This is a genomic window from Streptomyces lacrimifluminis, from assembly GCF_014646095.1.
GTDB lineage: Bacteria > Actinomycetota > Actinomycetes > Streptomycetales > Streptomycetaceae > Streptomyces > Streptomyces lacrimifluminis.
Genome location: NZ_BMMU01000027.1, coordinates 43,266 through 61,229, shown reverse-complemented (window position 1 = coordinate 61,229; position 17,964 = coordinate 43,266). Strand labels below are relative to the sequence as shown.

Here is a 17,964-nt window from a genome sequence, read left to right as displayed (position 1 = left end):
TAGGCTCTCCACCGTAGCAACAACACTCGCCCACTCGTCTAGATACCTAAAGGAGTACTCGTGACCTCACTCCCATCCGGCTTGCTCGGTGATCTCGACCCCACGAGCGATCGTGCGGTCTTCCGACAGATCGCCGACCAGCTGCGCGAGGCCATCGACCGTGGGCGGTTCACCGAGGGCGCCAAACTGCCCTCCGAAGCTGAGCTTGTCGAGCACTACGGAGTTTCCCGGATGACCGTCCGAAACTCCTTCTCCGTCCTCCAGGGCGAGGGACTCGTACACGCCGAGCACGGAAAGGGCGTGTTCGTGCGGCCCCGGCCGCCCGTGCGGCGGCTCGCCTCCGACCGGTTCGCCCGGCGGCACAGAGAGCAGGGGAAGTCCGCGTTCATCGTCGAAGCCGACGCGGCCGGCAGTCACCCCCAGGTCGACAGCCTTGAGGTCAAGGAAGAGAAGGCCAGCCAGGACATCTCCACCCGACTCGGCTCGGTACGGCGGGTGCTCGCCCGGCGGCGCCGGTATCTCCTCGATGGGAAGCCGGTCGAGTTCGCCGCCTCCTACCTCCCGCTCGACATCGCTCGCGGTACCGCGATTGCTGAGCCCAACCCCGGGCCGGGCGGCATCTACGCCCGGCTTGAGGAACTCGGCCATCGCCTCGACCACTTCGAGGAGGAGATCCGGGCCCGGATGCCCGCGCCGGCTGAGGTCAAGACGCTTCGGCTGGCCTCCGGTGTGCCCGTGATCCACCTGATCCGTACCGCGTACGACACCGAGGGGCGGGCCGTGGAGGTCTGTGACACCGTGATGGCGGCGGACGCGTACGTGCTGTCGTACCAGCTCCCGGCGACGTGAGCGCATGACGTGCGGTGGTGCGCGGGGCTCCTTCTCCGAACTCGTACACCCCAACAGGCATACTCGTATAGACGAGTGGGTAAGTTGTGTGTCAGAGTGATCCACGTGAGCCCGGAAGATCGGGTTCGCATCACACATCTTGTATAGATGACTAGGTAGGAGAACTGTCTTGCGCACCATCCGTGTTGAGACCTCAGCCGCGACGATCCTGCTGACCGAGGCCCCCGAGCCCAAGGTCCGCGACCGGCAGACGGGCGAGATCGCCAAGGACGCCGTCAGCGGTGAAGCGCTGATGACGATCGGCGTCGTCCACATCCAGGACGGCGAGTCGTCGCTGATCAAGGTCACCGTTCCCGAGGGCGGTGTCTCCGAAGGGCTGACGCTCGGGGCGCCCGTCTCGCTGCCGGGGCTGGTGGCCCGGCCATGGGAAAGCGTGTTCAACGGGCAGCAGCGTCACGGCATCGCCTTCCGCGCCGCCGCTGTCACCCCGGCCGCCTTCCCCGCCGCGATAGGGGCCACCGCCTGATGAGCGACCTGACAACGCTTCTGGAAGTCGGTGGTCCCCTCACCGCGCTCGGCGGCGGGGCCGCCTACACCCGGGCCAAGCACCCGGCGGCGTACTGGTCCACGATCGGCCTGCCGATATCCACCGCCCGGCTGCTCGGCTCGTACACCTCGGTCATGGAGGCGTGCGGCCTGACCGTGGCTCCCTCCCGGCTGCGGGTACTGGCCGTGAAAGCCACCACCCGACGTGAGGTCCGGCCCGTACCGCCCCGCCGGGGCATCATCCGGCCCACCTCGACCGGACTGCGGATCCGACTGCGGCTCGCTCCGGGGCAGGAACCCGCCGACGTCGCCGCCTCGGCCGAACGGCTGCGGCACGCCTGGGGCGTTCACGCCGTGTACGTCACGACCGTCAAACCGGGCGTCGTCGAACTGCGGCTCGTCGGCTTCGACGTACTACGGCGGGTACGCATGCCCCGCAAGGCCGATACCGGGCTCCTGAAAGTCCCTGTCGCGCTGCGGGAGGACGCGACCGCGTTCGTACGCGACTACCGGACCGTTCCGCACCAACTCACCCTCGGCGCAACCCTGTCGGGCAAGTCCATGTACCTGCGCCACCTCGTCACCGGACTCGCCCGGCAACCCGTCGCCCTGGTCGGCATCGACTGCAAGCGCGGCGTCGAACTGGCGCCGTTCGCCGCCCGGCTCTCCGCGCTCGCCACCGACCCCGACCAGGCCGCCGAGCTACTGCCCGCGCTCATCAAGGAAATGGAGGACCGATACGACCTGATCAAGGCCCGGCAGGGCATCGCCCCCGGCACCCCGGACGAGGAGATCACCTCGGACATCTGGGGCCTGCCCGAGAACCAACGCCCCGTACCCATCGTGCTGTTCGTCGACGAGGTGGCCGAACTCTTCCTCGTCGCCACGAAGAAGGAGGAGGAACGACGCGACGAGATGGTCACCCAGCTCATCCGCCTCGCCCAGCTCGGCCGCGCTGCCGGGATCTACCTGGAGGTCTGCGGGCAGCGCTTCGGCGCCGAACTCGGCAAGGGCGCCACCATGCTCCGCGCCCAGCTCACCGGCCGGGTCTGCCACCGCGTCAACGACGAAGCCTCCGCCAAGATGGCCCTCGGCGACATCGCCCCCGAAGCCGTCGGCGCCGCCTGCGCCATCGCTCCCGAACGCCCCGGCCTCGCCGTGGCCGGTGACACCTCCGGCGGCTGGTCCCGCATCCGCACCCCGTACCTCTCCCTCGGCGACGCCGCCGAGATCTGCCGCGAGTCGGCTCACCTGGTGCCCGACCTGCCCACGCTCAAGCCCTTCCGACCCGACGTCCCGCCCATGCCCGTCAAGGACTCCAGGCCCGTGGCCGCGCCCCGGCCCGTCGCCGAGTAGCCGCACCCACGCACCCGTTCCCACGGTCGGCGCGGCCGTCCCGCGCCAACTCCCTACCCCCGCCATGCCTCACGCCGAAGAGGAAACCCCGTGACCGCCTCGATGTCCTTCTACGCGGACGACACCACCACCGTCCGCCTCAATCAGCACGGCTCGAAACGCACGCCGATCCTCGCGCTGGACAGCGTTGGTCACTCGCTGACCGTCTCGGCCTTTGATCGGTTCCCCCTCGCCGATCACCTGGCCTTCGCCCGTGCCTTGGCCACCGCCTGCGCCGACTACGTCAAAGCCCTGGAGGCCATCCACGCTGCCGAGCCGACCGACGCTGGCGATCGAAAGCCGGACCGGGAGCACTGATGCGACTGCCTGTCCGCCTCGACGCCGTACTCGTCCAAGCGCTCATCGCCGCCGCGCTGTCCTTCGCCCACCTGCACGACCTGGCCTCCGCCGCCGGACAGCACGGCTGGAAGGCATGGGCCTACCCCATCTCCGTCGACCTGCTCATGGTCGCGGCCTGGCGACGGCTCCGCTCCGGCGAGTCGAAAGCGGCCGGATGGTGCTGGTTCCTCATCGCCCTGACCGCCTCCCTGGGCGCCAACATCGCCACCGCCGGCCTCCTCGACCTGAACGCCGTACCTGCCTGGCTGCGCATCCTCGTCGCCGGATGGCCCGCCGTCGCCTTCCTCGGCGGAACACTCCTCGCCCACGGCACGACACCGGAACCGACAGCCAACAACCGCACCGACACCGAGGTCATCGAGGACCAGGAGGACGCGCCCGAACCCCCTCCCGAGCCGCCGACCCAACAGGCCTCGAACCCACCGCCCGAGCAACCCGTAGTACCCGTCCCGGCCGCCTTGGTCGAACATGCCCGCAAGGTCGCCGCCGAGCACCACACCCGTACCGGTACACCCATCGACACCCCCACCCTCCGCGCCCGCCTCGGCGTCCCCGCCCCCATGGCCGACGCCATCGCCGCCCAGCTCTGAGAGGAGATCCCGTGACCGCCAACCGCCGCTTCCGCAACGTCACCCGCATCGGCCCCGTCCAGGTCGCCACGTCCTACGACGGTCGGGGCCGCGAGAAGCACACCGCCGCCTGCACCGCTCCCCGCTGCGGCTTCTCCGCCGACTACGACAGCCGCGCCGCCGCCGAACTCGCCGCCCGCACCCACACCTGCCCCGTCCGCTGAAAGGACCCCGCACACCGTGACCGTCAGCCTGCCGCTCGTCCTCGTCCTCGGACTCATCGCCTGGGGAGCGGTCAAGTTCCTCGGCGTCCGCATCTGGATCGTCGTCGTGATCGCCCTGTTCGGCTTCCTGCTCTCGCGCACCTTCATGGCCCCGGCCATCGACTCCGGCACGCGCGACGGCGTGGACGTCATAAACGGCACACATAACTAGACGAGTAGATAAGGAGAGACTCGCCGTGTTCCTGCCCAAGTACCCCGACAGCCCCACCCCGCCGCCCGCACACACGCACACCTCGGCCGACCAGGCCGCGCCCGTACGACGCTCACTCCCGGCGGTATCCATCAGCACCGGAGCCGTCGCGGTCGTAGTCGTCGGCGGCGTGGTCCTCACCGCACTCCTCGCAGCCGTCGCAGTCTCGGCCATCTCCGTAGCCATCGCCGCCGTGGTCCTGCGCTCCCTGATGCGCGAGCAGCACCGGCGCTGAACGATGCCCGACTCCCGGGGCGGCCATGACACGGCCAAGCATCCGGCCGCCCCGGGGCCATCCCTCCTGACCAAGCCAGCCAGCCAGCCAGAAGGAGTACGCCATCTTCACCCGCACCACCACGCCTCCACTGCCGGAACTCGCCAAGCTGGCCCAGCACGGCACCCTGCCCGGTATCGTCCAGCAGCTCTCGGGCCTCGGCGGCTGCACGCACCCGATCCGCCTCGACGGCCACCGCACCGAGTACGACGTGAACACCCGAACCGGCGAAATAGGCAACGTCCTCCACCACCTCGACTCCGCCACCCTCCCGGCCGGCCATCTGCTCGTCCGCTGCAACAACCGCCGTACGACCCGTTGCGCGGCCTGCTCCGAGGTCTACCGCCGAGACACCTTCCACCTGATCACCTCCGGCCTGCGCGGAGGCAAGGGCACCCCGGAACAAGTCGCTGCACACCCCCGCGTCTTCGCCACCTTCACCGCACCCGGCTTCGGCCCCGTCCATAACCGCCCCACAGGCCCGGCCGGAACGGTCCGCCCCTGCCGCTGCGGCACCCGCCACGACCAGGACGACGACGCCCTTGGCACCCCGCTCAACCCGGACACGTACGACTACGAAACCGCCGTCCTCTGGAACGCTCACGCCGGACCGCTCTGGCGACGCTTCTCCACCTACCTGCGCCGTGAGGTCGCCAAGCGTGCGGGCCTGTCACAGCGACGCTTCCGCGAGCACGCGCGCGTGTCCTTCGCCAAGGTCGCCGAGTACCAGAAGCGCGGCGCCGTCCACTTCCACGCTGTCATACGCATCGACGGCCCGACCGGCGGCGACACCCCGCCCCCGGCCTGGGCTACCGCCGAACTCCTCACCGACGCCATAGAAGCGGCGGCCACCAAGGTCCGCGTCGACGGCCCGACCATCGACGGACGCGCCCATACCTTCACCTTCGGCCGCCAACTCGACGTACGCACCATCCGCTCCGCCGACTTCGACGACGGCCAGCAACTCACCGAGCGCGCCGTGGCCGCGTACATCGCCAAGTACGCCACCAAGGGCGCCGAAGCCGCGACGGGTGCCCTCGACCGCCCGCTCAAGTTCGCCGCCGAACTCGCCCAGCTCGACATCAGCGACCACGCCCGCCGACTCATCCGAACCGCCTGGACCCTCGGCGCACGCAAGGACCTCGAACACCTCCGCCTGCGCGCCTGGGCCCACATGCTCGGCTTCCGCGGCCACTTCTCCACCAAGTCCCGCCGCTACTCCACCACCCTCGGCGCCCTACGCACTGCCCGTGCCGAATGGCGCCGCGCCCAACACAACGCCCCGCCAACGCAACACGAGACCAGCACGACGTACGTCCTCGCGCACTGGGTCTTCGCCGGAACCGGCCTGTCCGACGCCGAAGCCTGGCTTGCCGCATCCCTCGAACCTGCCCCCGGAACGGAAGGAGAGCCCACCTGTGGCTGAGCCCCAAGTCACCACCCTCCGGCCAGATTTCTCCGACCCGTCCTTGGCCCTCCTCACCGTGGAGGAGGCGGCCAGACGCCTCCGTATCGGCCGTACGACGTGCTTCCGACTCGTCCTCGCCGGAGAGATCGAGTCGGTCATGGTCGGTCGGCTGCGTCGCGTCCCGGCCGATGCCGTGCCCACCTTCGTGGCCAAGCTGCGCCACCGACCTGTCCAAGCGGCCTGAGGGGGACGACATGGCAGAGAAGAACCGCACCCGTCAGCCCAACGGCGCCTCGTCGATCTACCTCGGCAAGGACGGCAAGTGGCACGGCCGAGTGACCGTCGGCGTCCGTGATGACGGCAGGCCCGACCGCCGTCACATCGAGCGCAAGACCAAGGCGGAGGTGACCAAGGCCGTCCGCGAGATGGAGCGGGCGCGAGACGACAAGAAGCTCAGGAAGCCGGGGCAGAGCTGGACGCTCCAAGCCTGGCTTGAGCACTGGGTCGAGAACATAGCCAAGCCGTACGTCTCCGAGAACACGTATGACGGCTACGAGGTCGACGTGCGCGTTCACCTCGTCCCCGGCCTGGGCGCCCACAAGCTCGACCGCCTGGAGCCGGAGCACCTCGAACGCTTCTACGGGAAAATGCAGGCATCCGGGAGCTCCGCCGGCACCGCCCACCACACGCACCGGACGATCCGGGTCGCCCTCGGTGAGGCCGTCCGACGCGGGCACGTCACCACGAACGCGGCAGAGATCGCCAAGGCTCCCCGCCTCGAAGAAGAGGACATCGAGCCCTACACGATCGAGGAGGTACAGCGACTCCTGGTCGAGGCGGCCAAGCTTCGCAACAGCGCGCGTTGGGTCGTCGCTCTGGCCCTCGGCCTCCGCCAAGGGGAAGCGCTCGGACTCCACTGGGAAGACGTCGACCTGGACGCGGGATACACACGCATCCGCAAGAACCGGCTCCGTCCCAAGTACGCGCACGGCTGCGGCACCAACCCGTGTGGCCGTAAGGCGGGCTACTGCCCCAAGCGGGAGCAGACGCGTCGCGAGCACAAGTCGACCAAGTCTCGGGCCGGACGGCGAACCATCGGTCTCCCCGATCCGCTGATCAAGATTCTCCGGCTGCATAAGGAAGCCCAGGAGCGGGAGCGGATCGCGGCCGGCGCCGACTGGGAGGGCAAGGGGTACGTCTTCGCCTCGCCGATCGGTGGAGCGCTGAGCCCGAACACCGACTTCCACATCTGGAAGCGGTTGCTTCGGGATGCCGGGGTCCGGAACGGCCGTCTCCATGACGCTCGCCACACCGCCGCGACCGTCCTCCTGATCCTCGGAGTCCCGGACGTCGTAGTCGACGCCATCATGGGTTGGGAGCCTGGGGGAGCCGCCAGGATGCGTGCTCGGTACATGCACGTGACGGGCTCCATGCTCAAGAAGGTTGCCGACCAGGTTGGTCACGCGCTGTGGGACAGCGACTGGCGTAGTCGGCAAACGGAGACCTGATGATCACGGAAGCCCAGACCGCTAGTCGGTCTGGGCTTCCGCTTTGGTCTGGGAAATTCCAAGACCTTGTGACCTATCACTCTCTATCTTGTCTGGCATGTTGCTTCACCATGTCCGCCGCTACAGCCGTTTGGTCCCCGTTCATCCTCTTCTCCTCGGGTGGAGGTGGGATGGTGGGGTCGTCATTGAACGGTGAGTCCTTGCGCCGCCGAGAGGCACTGCGGGGATTGCGACGCATGCGCGCTGCGCCACCGGGTATGGCAGGACAGAATGCGCAGCGCTTGCGGACGTTCCAGGCAGCGCTGGAGCAGGCAGAGCAGTTCTTGAGCAGCGCTGAAAGCGCTGGGTACGAGACGAAGCCGGTCTTTGCGTTCTACGCGCTCTCGCAAGCGGGTCGAGCGATTGCGGCGGCCTCTGGGCACCTGACCGATGACGAGTACCGTCCTTCGGGTCACGGCATGAGGGTCCTCAACACCCGTGATCAGGCAGACCTGTGGGCGGCAGAGGTCGAGGTCAATAAGGCTGGCACGCCCCAGAGCGTGGCTCGGGCCATGGGCTCGCCTATGTGGCCAGCGAAGACCAAGTTGACGCTTGCTGAGATCTGGCCTTTGGTTCCCGAGACTGCCAGTGAACACCCGCCCTCGGCGGTGCCGAGTGACTTCCCTGCCCTCCGCTACGAGGCTCAGGGCACGAGTGGTGCGTGGGAGGTGGCCTATCTGCACGGAGTCCCAATGACCGTCTTCAGGCAGCGGGAGGACTCAAGCGCGGTGGCCAAGTGGTTGTCCCACTACCCCACGCTCGCCGGATGGCAAGGCGGCACGTCCACACACAACAGGGCGTTGCCCGCCATCGACTGGGTCGGCGGCGAACTGCGGATGATGTTGCTGTGGCAGAGATCCAGGACTCATCAATCAAGGCAGGTTGATCCTGCCCAGTGGGTTCGGCACGCTGAGCAGTATCGCGGCGGTTGGTGGGTGCTGCCGGCCCACGCGGGTATGGCACAGCCCGTCCAAGCCATGGTGGCGTGGTGGGCGGCACTGTTGGCACTCTCTACTTTCGCTCGTTACGAGCCGGAGTCGTGGGCAGCGATGATCGACGTCGATAATCCGGGGTCCCCGGCAGTGGCGATTGAGCACTTCCTCGACACGGCGTTGGATGCCATCCCCGAGCTGGTGGGCGGAGCCCTGTCGTATGTGTCGGCGTTCGCCTCCGACCCGTACGTTGCCGGGCAACCTCCTGCTCCGTGAGCAACTGAGACGGAAACTGAGACGGACAACGAAGAAGGGCCCCACCGCGAACGGTGGGGCCCTTCGACATCGTGCCCGGTGAGGCACTGGCGGAGGATACGAGATTCGAACTCGTGAGGGGTTGCCCCCAACACGCTTTCCAAGCGTGCGCCCTAGGCCACTAGGCGAATCCTCCGACGCGAACATTACATGACCGTGGGTGGTGCTTGCGAACTCGTTCGGGCCCCCTGCGATCAGGTACGCTGGGCCTCAGCCCCTCACGCGGCGCTATCTGACTGAACTCCCCCAGGGCCGGAAGGCAGCAAGGGTAGGTTGGCTCTGGCGGGTGCGTGGGGGGTCTTTGTGTGCCCTGGCGGGACTGGCCGGAGCGGCGTCCCGTACGAGGGGAGCCGGGCGGGCGGGGTCGACTGTCAGTGGGGCCCGATATCGTCGTATGCGTGTCGTCCCTTGCGCTGTACCGCCGCTATCGCCCGGAGTCGTTCGCCGAGGTCATCGGGCAGGAGCATGTAACCGACCCGCTGCAGCAGGCGCTGCGGAACAACCGGGTCAATCACGCGTACCTGTTCAGCGGGCCGCGCGGTTGCGGCAAGACGACCAGCGCGCGCATCCTGGCGCGCTGTCTCAACTGCGAGAAGGGGCCGACGCCGACACCCTGTGGCGAGTGCCAGTCCTGTCAGGACCTGGCGCGCAACGGGCCGGGATCGATCGACGTCATCGAGATCGACGCGGCGTCGCACGGTGGTGTGGACGACGCCCGTGACCTGCGGGAAAAGGCCTTCTTCGGGCCGGCGAGCAGCCGCTACAAGATCTACATCATCGACGAGGCCCACATGGTCACGCCGGCCGGTTTCAACGCGCTGCTCAAGGTCGTCGAAGAGCCGCCGGAGCACCTCAAGTTCATCTTCGCGACCACGGAGCCCGAGAAGGTCATCGGGACGATCCGCTCCCGGACCCACCACTACCCCTTCCGGCTGGTCCCGCCCGGCACGCTGCGCGAGTACCTCGCCGAGGTCTGCGGACAGGAGAACATCGCGGTCGCCGACGGTGTGTTCCCGCTGGTCGTCCGGTCCGGCGCGGGTTCCGTACGAGACTCGATGTCCGTCATGGACCAGCTGCTGGCCGGCGCCGGTGCCGATGGTGTGACGTACGCCATGGCCACCTCCCTGCTCGGTTACACGGACGCCTCGTTGCTCGACTCCGTGGTCGAGGCGTTCGCCTCCGGGGACGGAGCGGCGGCCTTCGAGGTCGTGGACCGGATCATCGAGGGCGGCAACGACCCACGCCGCTTCGTCGCCGACCTGCTCGAACGGCTGCGCGACCTGGTGATCCTCGCCGCAGTGCCGGACGCGGCGGAGAAGGGGCTCATCGACGCTCCTGTGGACGTGGTCGAGCGTATGCAGGCCCAGGCCGGCGTCTTCGGCGCCGCCGAACTCAGCCGTGCCGCCGACCTCGTCAACGACGGGCTCACGGAGATGCGGGGCGCGACCTCGCCCCGGCTCCAGCTGGAACTCATCTGCGCGCGCGTGCTGCTCCCCGCCGCGTACGGCGACGAGCGCTCCTTCATGGCCCGGCTCGACAAGCTGGAGCGCGGCGTCAACTTCTCCGGCGGCCCCGCCGTGGGCATGGGCGGCGCCGGAATCGCCATGGGGTACGTCCCGGGACCCGGTGCGCACGACGGCGGGGTGTCCGGCGGTCCCGTGGGCGCGTCGGTTCCGGCGGGCGGCGTCGCAGCGGCGCGGGCGGCTGTGCGCGGGGATGCGCCGGGCATGCCCGACCCGGCCGGTACGGCGGACACGGCCGGCGTACCCACCCCGTACCCGCAGCCCCAGCCCCAGTCCCAGTCCCAGCCTCCGGTCCAGTCCCAGCCGCCGGTGGCACCGACGCCGCCCCCGGCACCGGCGGCTCCCGCCCCGGCTGCCCCCGGCGCCTGGCCCACCGCGACGAGCGCGGGCAGTGGCCGGCGTCCCGGTGGCTGGCCCACGGCCACACCTGCGGGCGGCGGACAGTCCCCGGCAGCCGGCCCCGGCCCGGCGCCCGCCTCACCCGCTCCAGCAGCGGCCTACTCCCAGGCCCCCGCCCAGCCCCAGTCCCAGGCACCGGCCCAGGCACCGGCCCAGGCCCCCGCTGCGCAGGCCGGCGCCCCCGTGCCCGGCGGCCTCGACCCCCGCATGCTCTGGCCGAACATCCTGGAGTCGGTGAAGAACCGCCGCCGGTTCACCTGGATCCTGCTCAGCCAGAACGCCCAGGTCAGCGGCTTCGACGGCACCACGCTCCAGCTGGGCTTCATGAACGCGGGCGCGCGGGACAACTTCTCCAGCAGCGGCAGCGAGGAAGTGCTGAAGCAGGCGCTGGCGGAACAGTTCAACGTCCAGTGGAGGATCGAGGCGGTCGTCGACCCGACGGGTGGCGGCGCGGCGGCCCCGGCGGCCGGTGGCTACGGCGGGGGCGGCCCCTCCGGCGGTTACGGAGGCGGAGGCGGAGCTGGAGGTGGCTACGGAGGCGGTGGGTCGTCGCCGGCTCCTCGCCAGCAGGCCGCGCCCCCGGCACCAGCTCCCTCGGCCGCGCCCGCGTCGACACCGGGTGCCCCCCGCCCTCAGGCCTCCGCCCCGGTACCGCAGCCCTCGGCCCCGGAACCCCCGCCCATCGCACCCGAGGACGACACCGCCGAGGACGACGACCCCGACCTCGACGAGTCAGCCCTCTCCGGCCACGAACTGATCGTGCGTGAGCTGGGGGCGACGGTGGTGGAAGAGGTCTCGAACGAGTAGGTGGAAGGAGTAGACGGGGCTCGTGTCCCACCCGGCCGGTGTCCCGTCGGGCGAGGCCCGCACCGGCACCGGCAGGGACTCCCCACCCCGACCACTAAGCTGGCCCCGTGAAGGTCCTCCTCATCGGTAACGGCGCCCGCGAACACGCCCTGTGCCGCTCCCTGTCCCTCGACCCCGACGTCACCGCGCTGTACTGCGCCCCCGGCAACGCCGGCATCGCCGAGGTGGCCGAGCTGCACCAGGTCGACCCCCTCGACGGCGCGGCCGTGGCGGCGCTGGCCCTGGAGCTGGGCGCCGACCTGGTCGTCGTGGGGCCGGAGGCGCCGCTCGTCGCCGGGGTCGCCGACGCCGTGCGCGAGGCGGGCATCCCGGTCTTCGGTCCCTCCGGGGAGGCCGCGCGGCTGGAGGGCTCCAAGGCCTTCGCGAAGGACGTCATGGCGGGAGCCGGCGTCCCCACGGCCCGCTCGTACGTCTGCACGACGCCGGAGGAGGTCGACGAGGCCCTCGACGCCTTCGGTGCCCCGTACGTCGTGAAGGACGACGGACTCGCGGCCGGCAAGGGCGTGGTGGTCACCGCCGACCTCGAAGAGGCCGCCGCGCACGCGAACTCCTGCGACCGCGTCGTCATCGAGGAGTTCCTCGACGGCCCCGAGGTCTCCCTCTTCGCGATCACCGACGGCGTGACGGTCCTCCCGCTCCAGCCCGCCCAGGACTTCAAGCGCGCGCTGGACGGCGACGAGGGCCCGAACACGGGCGGCATGGGCGCGTACTCGCCGCTCCCGTGGGCCGACCCGAAGCTCGTCGAGGAGGTCCTCCAGACGGTCCTGCAGCCGACGGTCGACGAACTGCGCCGCCGCGGCACCCCCTTCTCCGGCCTCCTCTACGCGGGCCTCGCGATCACTTCGCGCGGCGTCCGCGTGATCGAGTTCAACGCCCGCTTCGGCGACCCGGAGACCCAGGTGGTCCTGGCCCGTCTGAGGACCCCGCTGGCGGGCATCCTGCTCGCCGCGGCGAACGGCGCCCTCGCCGACCTGGAGCCGCTGCGCTGGAGCGACGACGCGGCGGTCACCGTGGTCATCGCCTCGCACAACTACCCCGGCACCCCGCGCACCGGCGACCCGATCACAGGCCTCGCCGACGTGGCCGCCGAGGACGCCCCGCACGCGTACGTCCTGCACGCCGGTACGAAGCGCGACGGCGACGCGATCGTCAGCGCGGGCGGCCGGGTGCTCTCCGTGACGGCGACCGGCAAGAACCTGAGCCAGGCCCGCGACCGCGCGTACTCCGCCCTCGGCCGCATTCACCTGGACGGCTCCCAGCACCGTACGGACATCGCGGCGAAGGCGGCAGCGGGGGAGTAGGAGTACCGGTACATGTCGATGAACCTCTCGGGCCCCGCAGCCGTCTAAGGATGCGGGGCCCGAGAGTCGTTGTGGCGGTCTTCGGGACGCGGTCCTCAGGACGCGACCGCAGGCTTCTGGACCCTCTCAACCGCCCTGCCGTCGTCGCTGTGTGTCATCCACCTCTCCCCAAAGCCATTCCATCGGGTGACCGATCCCCCATCCGGCTGACGAGGACCGGGCCCCCAACTATGGTGCGGCGCAAGCGTTCCGGCACTTGGCCCACCGGCATTGCGATGTCAGTGCCGGGTGCCACAGTGGGGGAGTGAGCAACGTCAGGGTGAGAGCGGAAAAGGTAGGGGGTGGCATCCGGTCGTGACCGGTATGGGTGTGGAGGCGGGCGCGCAGGTCGCGCGTTCCCGGGCCCTCGCCGTGCTGCGCATCCGCGGCAGGGCCCTGGCCGTCGCCCTGCTGCCCGCGGCCGCCGCCGTCGTGCTGCTGGCCGGCGGCTCCACCGACCATCTCGTGGGCGGCGGCTGGCACCTCGCCCGCTGGATCACGAGCGTCGCCGCGCTGGTCGTCCTGCTTGCCGCGGCCGTCGTCGCCCTGGTCGTCGCCCGTGCCCGCCCGGCCATGAGCCCCACGGTCCCGATCGCCGAGGAGTCGGCGCTGGACCTCTATCACCTGGTGCGTGACCTGGCCGACCGCCTGGGCGTCCCCGCCCCCTCCGCGATAGCGCTCACCCCGGACTGCGACAGCTGGCTGGAGGACCGCACCCACCCCGCCAACGCCCCGCCCGCACCGGAGGGCCGGGACGAGATATCGGGCGTACGAGGTCTGCGCCCCGCCTTCCAGGGACAGCGCCGGCGTGCGGCGGCCACGGCGTCGCCCGTGCTGGTGATCGGCTCGCCGTTCCTGTGGTGGATGCGTGTCGGCGAGCTGCGCGCGGTCCTCGCCCCGGTCGTCGCGGGTACGGGACCGTCGGCGCACCCGGACATCGCTGCCGCTCGGCGCTTCGTACGGGGCCTGGACGCGGCGGTGGCCGTGGCCTCGGCCCAGCGGCGTGACCCGGTGTCCCGGGTGCCGCTCGCGGGTGTCGGCTGGGTGGCGAGGCTGCTGCTGCGCAGCTGCCGGGTGCACGCGGCCGAGATGGAGCGCGGGGTCGCGGCGGCTGCCGCCGAGCGTGCACAGGCTGTGGATTACGGGCTGCGGATCGTCGCCCAGGAGCAGGTCGGCCTGGCGTACGCGGGCTGGGACCGGCTGCTGACCCGGGTCGCGCTCCCCGCCTGGCGGATGGGCCGCTGGCCGGCGCGGCTGGACGCGGGAGTGGTCGCGGCGCTCACGGAACTGTCCCGCCGGGACCGGCTGGCCGAGGGCTTCACGACACGTCTGGGCGAACGCCCGGCCTGTGACCTCCTCGAAGAGCCAGGCCTGGTCGACGAGGCGGCCTCACTGCTGGCCGCCCGCCTCTTCCACGGGGGCCCCGCCGAGACCGGCCCGGACTGGGCGCCGGTGGACTGGCAGGAGTACCCGGAGGAAGTGGTCGACCGTAAGTGGCGTATGGACGCTGCACGCCTCCACCGGGTCCTGGACGCCCTGGACGCCAGCGGAGTCCACCGCACCCCCGCAGCCGCACCCCAGGACCCCGACGCCCCCACCCTGTCCCGCGTGATGAACCACCTGACGACGCCCCAGCCCTCCGTAACGGATGCGGAGACAGAGACGACGGCGGGGACAGCGGAGGAGACAGCGAACGACGAGTACGAAGACGGGGACGGAGACGACGAGCGCGTGGGAAGCGAGCGTGGTGAGGCTCTCGCCGCCGGGCTCAGCGCGGAGGTCGCCCGCGAGGAGGCGGCGGCGCCGGTGGGTGGACAGCAGGCCCCGGCAGGGCTGACCGGCCAGGGCCCGGACACGGCGCTCTGGGACGAGGGCTCGCTGCCCCTGTTCCCGTTGCAGCCTCCGCGCACGGGCCGCGAACTGCTCGCCGATCACGTCACCGCGATGGTGTGCTGCGCGGCGATGGACACGGCGGGCGCGATGCCCGGCCTGGACTGGCTCGACGGCCCCTCGCTCCTCCTGAACGGCGAACGGGCGGCCGACCTGGGCCCCAAGGTCCTGACCCTCATAGAAACGGGCGACCCCGCCCCCCTGGACGCATGGCTCCGCACGACAGGTGTCCGCCCGGAGAAACCCGTACGCCTGGTGTGACAGGCACCCTCCAGCCCGTCCGGCGTTTGAGGACGAGGCCGTTCAGGCCGAAGCGGGGGTCTGGGGGCGCAGTCCCCAGGTTCAGGATGGGGGACGGGCAGGGGCGGCGGGGGTGAAAAACCAGCCGGAACCCCCTCTTCCGCTTCTGCTCAATTCGCGACGAATGGTGACGGAGCGCGTGCGTAATGTGATGTGCTGGGACCGATCGCGCACATGGCAATCGCACGGGACATAAGACAGCTGCCGGGGGAGCCAGGGAAGGACGCCGTCATGGGACCGCAGCCGATCCGCCGCTGGGAGTCGGGAGCACTCGCGCACGCCGTCACGGACCCCTTCGGTCTGGGCCCCGTCCCCTGGCTCCGAGGCAGCGAGACCTACTTCGACGACACCGGCCACGTGGTCCCCTGGTACGTGGACCCCTTAGACCCGCCCCCCACCGCCGCCTCCACCTCCACCACACGCCAGAGGGACTCCAGAATCCCCGCCCCCCGCACCTCCCGCACCTCCCGCCCCGCCACCGGCGGCCCCCGCGCCGCCGACGACGTGCACCGGCAGATCAAGGGGTTCGTCTCCACCGGTCCCGCCTCCCCCGGCGAGGCCGTCGACTTCCACATCACGGTCGACCCGCCGCAGGAGTTCGCCGTGGACATCTATCGCATCGGCCACTACGGCGGTGACGGCGCGGCGAAGATCACCACCAGCCCCCGCCTCTCCGGCATCGTCCAGCCCCCACCGCTCACCGCCGACCGCACCGTCTCCTGCCACCACTGGTGGCTCTCCTGGCGCCTGCAGATCCCGTCGTACTGGAACGTGGGGGCGTACGTCGCCGTCCTCACCACCGCCGACGGCTACCGCTCCCACATCCCCTTCACCGTCCGCGACAACCACCCGGCGGACCTGCTGCTCCTCCTGCCGGACATCACCTGGCAGGCGTACAACCTCTACCCGGAGGACGGCCGTACCGGTGCCAGCCTCTATCACGCGTGGGACGAGCAGGGCCGGCTCCTCGGCGAGTCCGACGCCGCGACCACCGTCTCCTTCGACCGCCCGTACGCCGGGGCAGGGCTCCCCCTCCACGTGGGCCACGCCTACGACTTCATCCGCTTCGCCGAGCGCTACGGCTACGACCTCGCCTACGCCGACGCCCGCGACCTGCACGCCGGCCGCGTCGACCCCACCCGCTACCGGGGCCTGGTCTTCCCGGGCCACGACGAGTACTGGTCCACGGCGATGCGTCGCACCACCGAGCTCGCCCGGGAGAGCGGCACGTCCCTCGTCTTCCTCTCCGCCAACACCATGTACTGGCAGGTCGAGCTGGCCCCGTCCCCGTCCGGCGTCCCCGACCGCCTCCTCACCTGCCGAAAGCGCCGCGGCCCGGGAAAACCGGCCCTGTGGCGCGAAGTCGACCGCCCCGAGCAGCAGTTGATCGGCATCCAGTACGCGGGCCGGGTCCCCGAGCCCACCCCCCTGGTCGTCCGCAACGCCGACCACTGGATCTGGGAGGCGACCGGCGCCCACGACGGTGACGAGATCGACGGCATGGTGGCCGGTGAGGCCGACCGCTACTTCCCGCGCACCCAGCTCCCCGAGCACGACGACCGCATCCTCCTCGCCCACTCCCCGTACGCCGACAGCGAAGGCGCCCTCCGCCACCAGGAGACCTCCCTCTACCGGTCCCCCTCCGGGGCTCTGGTCTTCGCGTCCGGTACGTTCGCGTGGTCGCCGTCCCTGGACCGCCCCGGTCACGTGGATGCCCGGGTCCAGCGGGCCACCGCGAACCTCCTGGATCGCATCTGCAAACGGGACTGATCCCCTCACCGAGACGCTTCCTCCCGCCCCGGCGACAACGAGTGGTCCGCATACGGGAGAATCGAGCCACTTGGACATCACCACGGGGAGGAACCGTGTCCGGATTCGTAGAAAAGCCCGAGCCGCTCCAGGTTCCGGGTCTGGTGCATCTGCACACCGGCAAGGTGCGCGACCTGTACCAGAACGAGGCGGGCGACCTCGTGATGGTCGCCAGCGACCGCATCTCCGCCTTCGACTGGGTGCTGCGGACGGAGATCCCCGACAAGGGCCGCGTCCTCACCCAGCTCTCGCTCTGGTGGTTCGACCAGCTCGCCGACCTGGCCCCCAACCACGTCCTGAGCACCGAACTGCCGCCGGGCGCCCCCGCCGACTGGGCGGGCCGCACCCTGATCTGCAAGTCCCTGCGCATGATGCCGGTGGAGTGCGTGGCCCGCGGCTACCTCACCGGCTCCGGCCTCACCGAGTACAACGCCTCCCGTACGGTCTGCGGCCTGGCCCTCCCCGAAGGGCTCACCGACGGCTCCGAGCTCCCCGCCCCGATCTTCACCCCGGCCACGAAGGCCGCGGTCGGCGAGCACGACGAGAACGTGTCGTACGAGGAGGTCGCCCGCCAGGTCGGCGCCGAGTCCGCCGCCCAGCTCCGCCAGGCGACCCTCGCCGTCTACTCCCGCGCCCGGGACATCGCCCGCGCCCGGGGCATCATCCTCGCGGACACGAAGTTCGAGTTCGGGTACGAGAGCAGCGAGGACGGCGAGACGCTCATCCTCGCCGACGAGGTCCTCACCCCGGACTCGTCCCGCTTCTGGCCGGCCGACCGGTGGGAGCCGGGCCACGCGCAGCCCTCGTTCGACAAGCAGTTCGTACGGGACTGGCTCACGTCCCCGGAGTCCGGCTGGGTCCGCGCCGACGAGCAGCCCCCGCCGCCGCTCCCGCAGCACGTCACCGATGCGACCCGCGCCAAGTACATCGAGGCGTACGAGCGCCTGACGAGCCTGAGCTGGGCGTAGCCGACGCCCGGCGCGGCACAGGACAGCACACGAAACAGCAAACGAAGAAGACCCCGGTCCAATGGACCGGGGTCTTGATCTGGAGCGGACGACCAGGTTCGAACTGGCGACCTCAACCTTGGCAAGGTTGCGCTCTACCAACTGAGCTACGTCCGCATCGCGTCCCGTACGTGTTGTACGTGCCGTGGCGCGAGAGCAA

Annotated in this window: 17 protein-coding genes, 2 tRNA genes and 1 other RNA gene; 18 read left to right on the top strand and 2 right to left on the bottom strand. The window is 70.5% G+C overall.

Features of this window, described 5'->3' with window-relative positions:
- Positions 1–60: 60 nt before the first annotated feature.
- From IEY89_RS31210 to IEY89_RS31155, 12 genes are all read left to right on the top strand, one after another.
- Positions 61–849, top strand: a complete 789-nt coding sequence (locus IEY89_RS31210) for a GntR family transcriptional regulator (RefSeq protein WP_189150872.1) — start codon at positions 61–63, stop codon at positions 847–849.
- A 169-nt stretch (positions 850–1,018) separates the two neighbouring features.
- On the top strand, positions 1,019–1,375 hold the full coding sequence (locus IEY89_RS31205) for an SCO3933 family regulatory protein (protein WP_189150871.1): 357 nt from the start codon (positions 1,019–1,021) through the stop codon (positions 1,373–1,375).
- Positions 1,375–2,751: an FtsK/SpoIIIE domain-containing protein gene (locus IEY89_RS31200; protein WP_189150870.1), complete on the top strand. Its 1,377-nt coding sequence runs from the start codon at positions 1,375–1,377 to the stop codon at positions 2,749–2,751. The genes IEY89_RS31205 and IEY89_RS31200 overlap by 1 nt, the downstream gene beginning before the upstream one ends.
- Positions 2,752–2,841: 90 nt before the next feature.
- Entirely contained in the window at positions 2,842–3,108 is a 267-nt protein-coding gene (locus IEY89_RS31195) for a hypothetical protein (RefSeq protein ID WP_189150869.1), read from the top strand.
- Positions 3,108–3,740 carry a DUF2637 domain-containing protein gene (locus IEY89_RS31190; RefSeq protein WP_189150868.1) on the top strand — a complete coding sequence of 211 codons (633 nt, stop codon included), beginning with the start codon at positions 3,108–3,110 and terminating at the stop codon, positions 3,738–3,740. Before IEY89_RS31195 ends, IEY89_RS31190 begins: the two co-directional genes overlap by 1 nt.
- An 11-nt stretch (positions 3,741–3,751) precedes the next feature.
- Positions 3,752–3,943, top strand: a complete 192-nt coding sequence (locus IEY89_RS31185; RefSeq protein ID WP_189150867.1) for a mobile element transfer protein — start codon at positions 3,752–3,754, stop codon at positions 3,941–3,943.
- A gap of 16 nt (positions 3,944–3,959) precedes the next feature.
- Positions 3,960–4,154, top strand: a complete 195-nt coding sequence (locus IEY89_RS31180) for a hypothetical protein (protein WP_189150866.1) — start codon at positions 3,960–3,962, stop codon at positions 4,152–4,154.
- Positions 4,155–4,179: 25 nt separating this feature from the next.
- A complete protein-coding gene (locus tag IEY89_RS31175; RefSeq protein ID WP_189150865.1) occupies positions 4,180–4,428 on the top strand; it encodes a SpdD protein in 249 nt (82 codons plus the stop codon).
- 148 nt (positions 4,429–4,576) lie between these two features.
- Positions 4,577–5,893, top strand: coding sequence for a replication initiator (locus IEY89_RS31170; protein ID WP_229695502.1), 1,317 nt, complete (start codon positions 4,577–4,579; stop codon positions 5,891–5,893).
- Complete coding sequence (locus tag IEY89_RS31165; RefSeq protein ID WP_189150864.1) at positions 5,886–6,119, top strand: excisionase family DNA-binding protein; 234 nt, start codon at positions 5,886–5,888, stop codon at positions 6,117–6,119. Before IEY89_RS31170 ends, IEY89_RS31165 begins: the two co-directional genes overlap by 8 nt.
- A 10-nt stretch (positions 6,120–6,129) precedes the next feature.
- A complete protein-coding gene (locus tag IEY89_RS31160; RefSeq protein WP_189150863.1) occupies positions 6,130–7,383 on the top strand; it encodes a tyrosine-type recombinase/integrase in 1,254 nt (417 codons plus the stop codon).
- Between the two features lie 257 nt (positions 7,384–7,640).
- Positions 7,641–8,630 (top strand): YaaC family protein, encoded by a 990-nt coding sequence (locus IEY89_RS31155; protein WP_189150862.1) that lies wholly within the window; start codon positions 7,641–7,643, stop codon positions 8,628–8,630.
- Positions 8,631–8,717: 87 nt separating this feature from the next.
- Here IEY89_RS31155 and IEY89_RS31150 read toward each other — a convergent pair.
- A tRNA-Ser gene (locus IEY89_RS31150) sits at positions 8,718–8,805 on the bottom strand.
- 73 nt (positions 8,806–8,878) lie between these two features.
- Here IEY89_RS31150 and ffs point away from each other — a divergent pair.
- The 6 genes from ffs (at position 8,879) to IEY89_RS31120 (ending at position 17,765) form a co-directional block, all read left to right on the top strand.
- An RNA gene (gene ffs, locus IEY89_RS31145) (signal recognition particle sRNA small type) lies at positions 8,879–8,975 on the top strand.
- Between the two features lie 92 nt (positions 8,976–9,067).
- Positions 9,068–11,398 (top strand): DNA polymerase III subunit gamma and tau, encoded by a 2,331-nt coding sequence (locus IEY89_RS31140; protein WP_189150861.1) that lies wholly within the window; start codon positions 9,068–9,070, stop codon positions 11,396–11,398.
- Between the two features lie 107 nt (positions 11,399–11,505).
- Positions 11,506–12,759, top strand: a complete 1,254-nt coding sequence (purD, locus tag IEY89_RS31135) for a phosphoribosylamine--glycine ligase (RefSeq protein WP_189150860.1) — start codon at positions 11,506–11,508, stop codon at positions 12,757–12,759.
- Between the two features lie 363 nt (positions 12,760–13,122).
- Complete coding sequence (locus tag IEY89_RS31130; RefSeq protein WP_229695501.1) at positions 13,123–14,949, top strand: hypothetical protein; 1,827 nt, start codon at positions 13,123–13,125, stop codon at positions 14,947–14,949.
- 270 nt (positions 14,950–15,219) lie between these two features.
- Complete coding sequence (locus IEY89_RS31125; RefSeq protein WP_189150858.1) at positions 15,220–16,758, top strand: N,N-dimethylformamidase beta subunit family domain-containing protein; 1,539 nt, start codon at positions 15,220–15,222, stop codon at positions 16,756–16,758.
- A 95-nt stretch (positions 16,759–16,853) separates the two neighbouring features.
- A complete protein-coding gene (locus tag IEY89_RS31120) occupies positions 16,854–17,765 on the top strand; it encodes a phosphoribosylaminoimidazolesuccinocarboxamide synthase (RefSeq protein ID WP_189150857.1) in 912 nt (303 codons plus the stop codon).
- Between the two features lie 80 nt (positions 17,766–17,845).
- Here the strand turns inward: IEY89_RS31120 and IEY89_RS31115 are convergent.
- A tRNA-Gly gene (locus IEY89_RS31115) sits at positions 17,846–17,921 on the bottom strand.
- Positions 17,922–17,964 lie beyond the last annotated feature (43 nt).

Coding starts and splice junctions, on each gene's coding strand:
- IEY89_RS31200 (WP_189150870.1), top strand. CDS start 1,375: ATGAGCGACCTGACAACGCTTCTGGAAGTCGGTGGTCCCCTCACCGCG.
- IEY89_RS31190 (WP_189150868.1), top strand. CDS start 3,108: ATGCGACTGCCTGTCCGCCTCGACGCCGTACTCGTCCAAGCGCTCATC.
- IEY89_RS31160 (WP_189150863.1), top strand. CDS start 6,130: ATGGCAGAGAAGAACCGCACCCGTCAGCCCAACGGCGCCTCGTCGATC.
- IEY89_RS31155 (WP_189150862.1), top strand. CDS start 7,641: ATGGCAGGACAGAATGCGCAGCGCTTGCGGACGTTCCAGGCAGCGCTG.
- IEY89_RS31130 (WP_229695501.1), top strand. CDS start 13,123: ATGGGTGTGGAGGCGGGCGCGCAGGTCGCGCGTTCCCGGGCCCTCGCC.
- IEY89_RS31125 (WP_189150858.1), top strand. CDS start 15,220: ATGGGACCGCAGCCGATCCGCCGCTGGGAGTCGGGAGCACTCGCGCAC.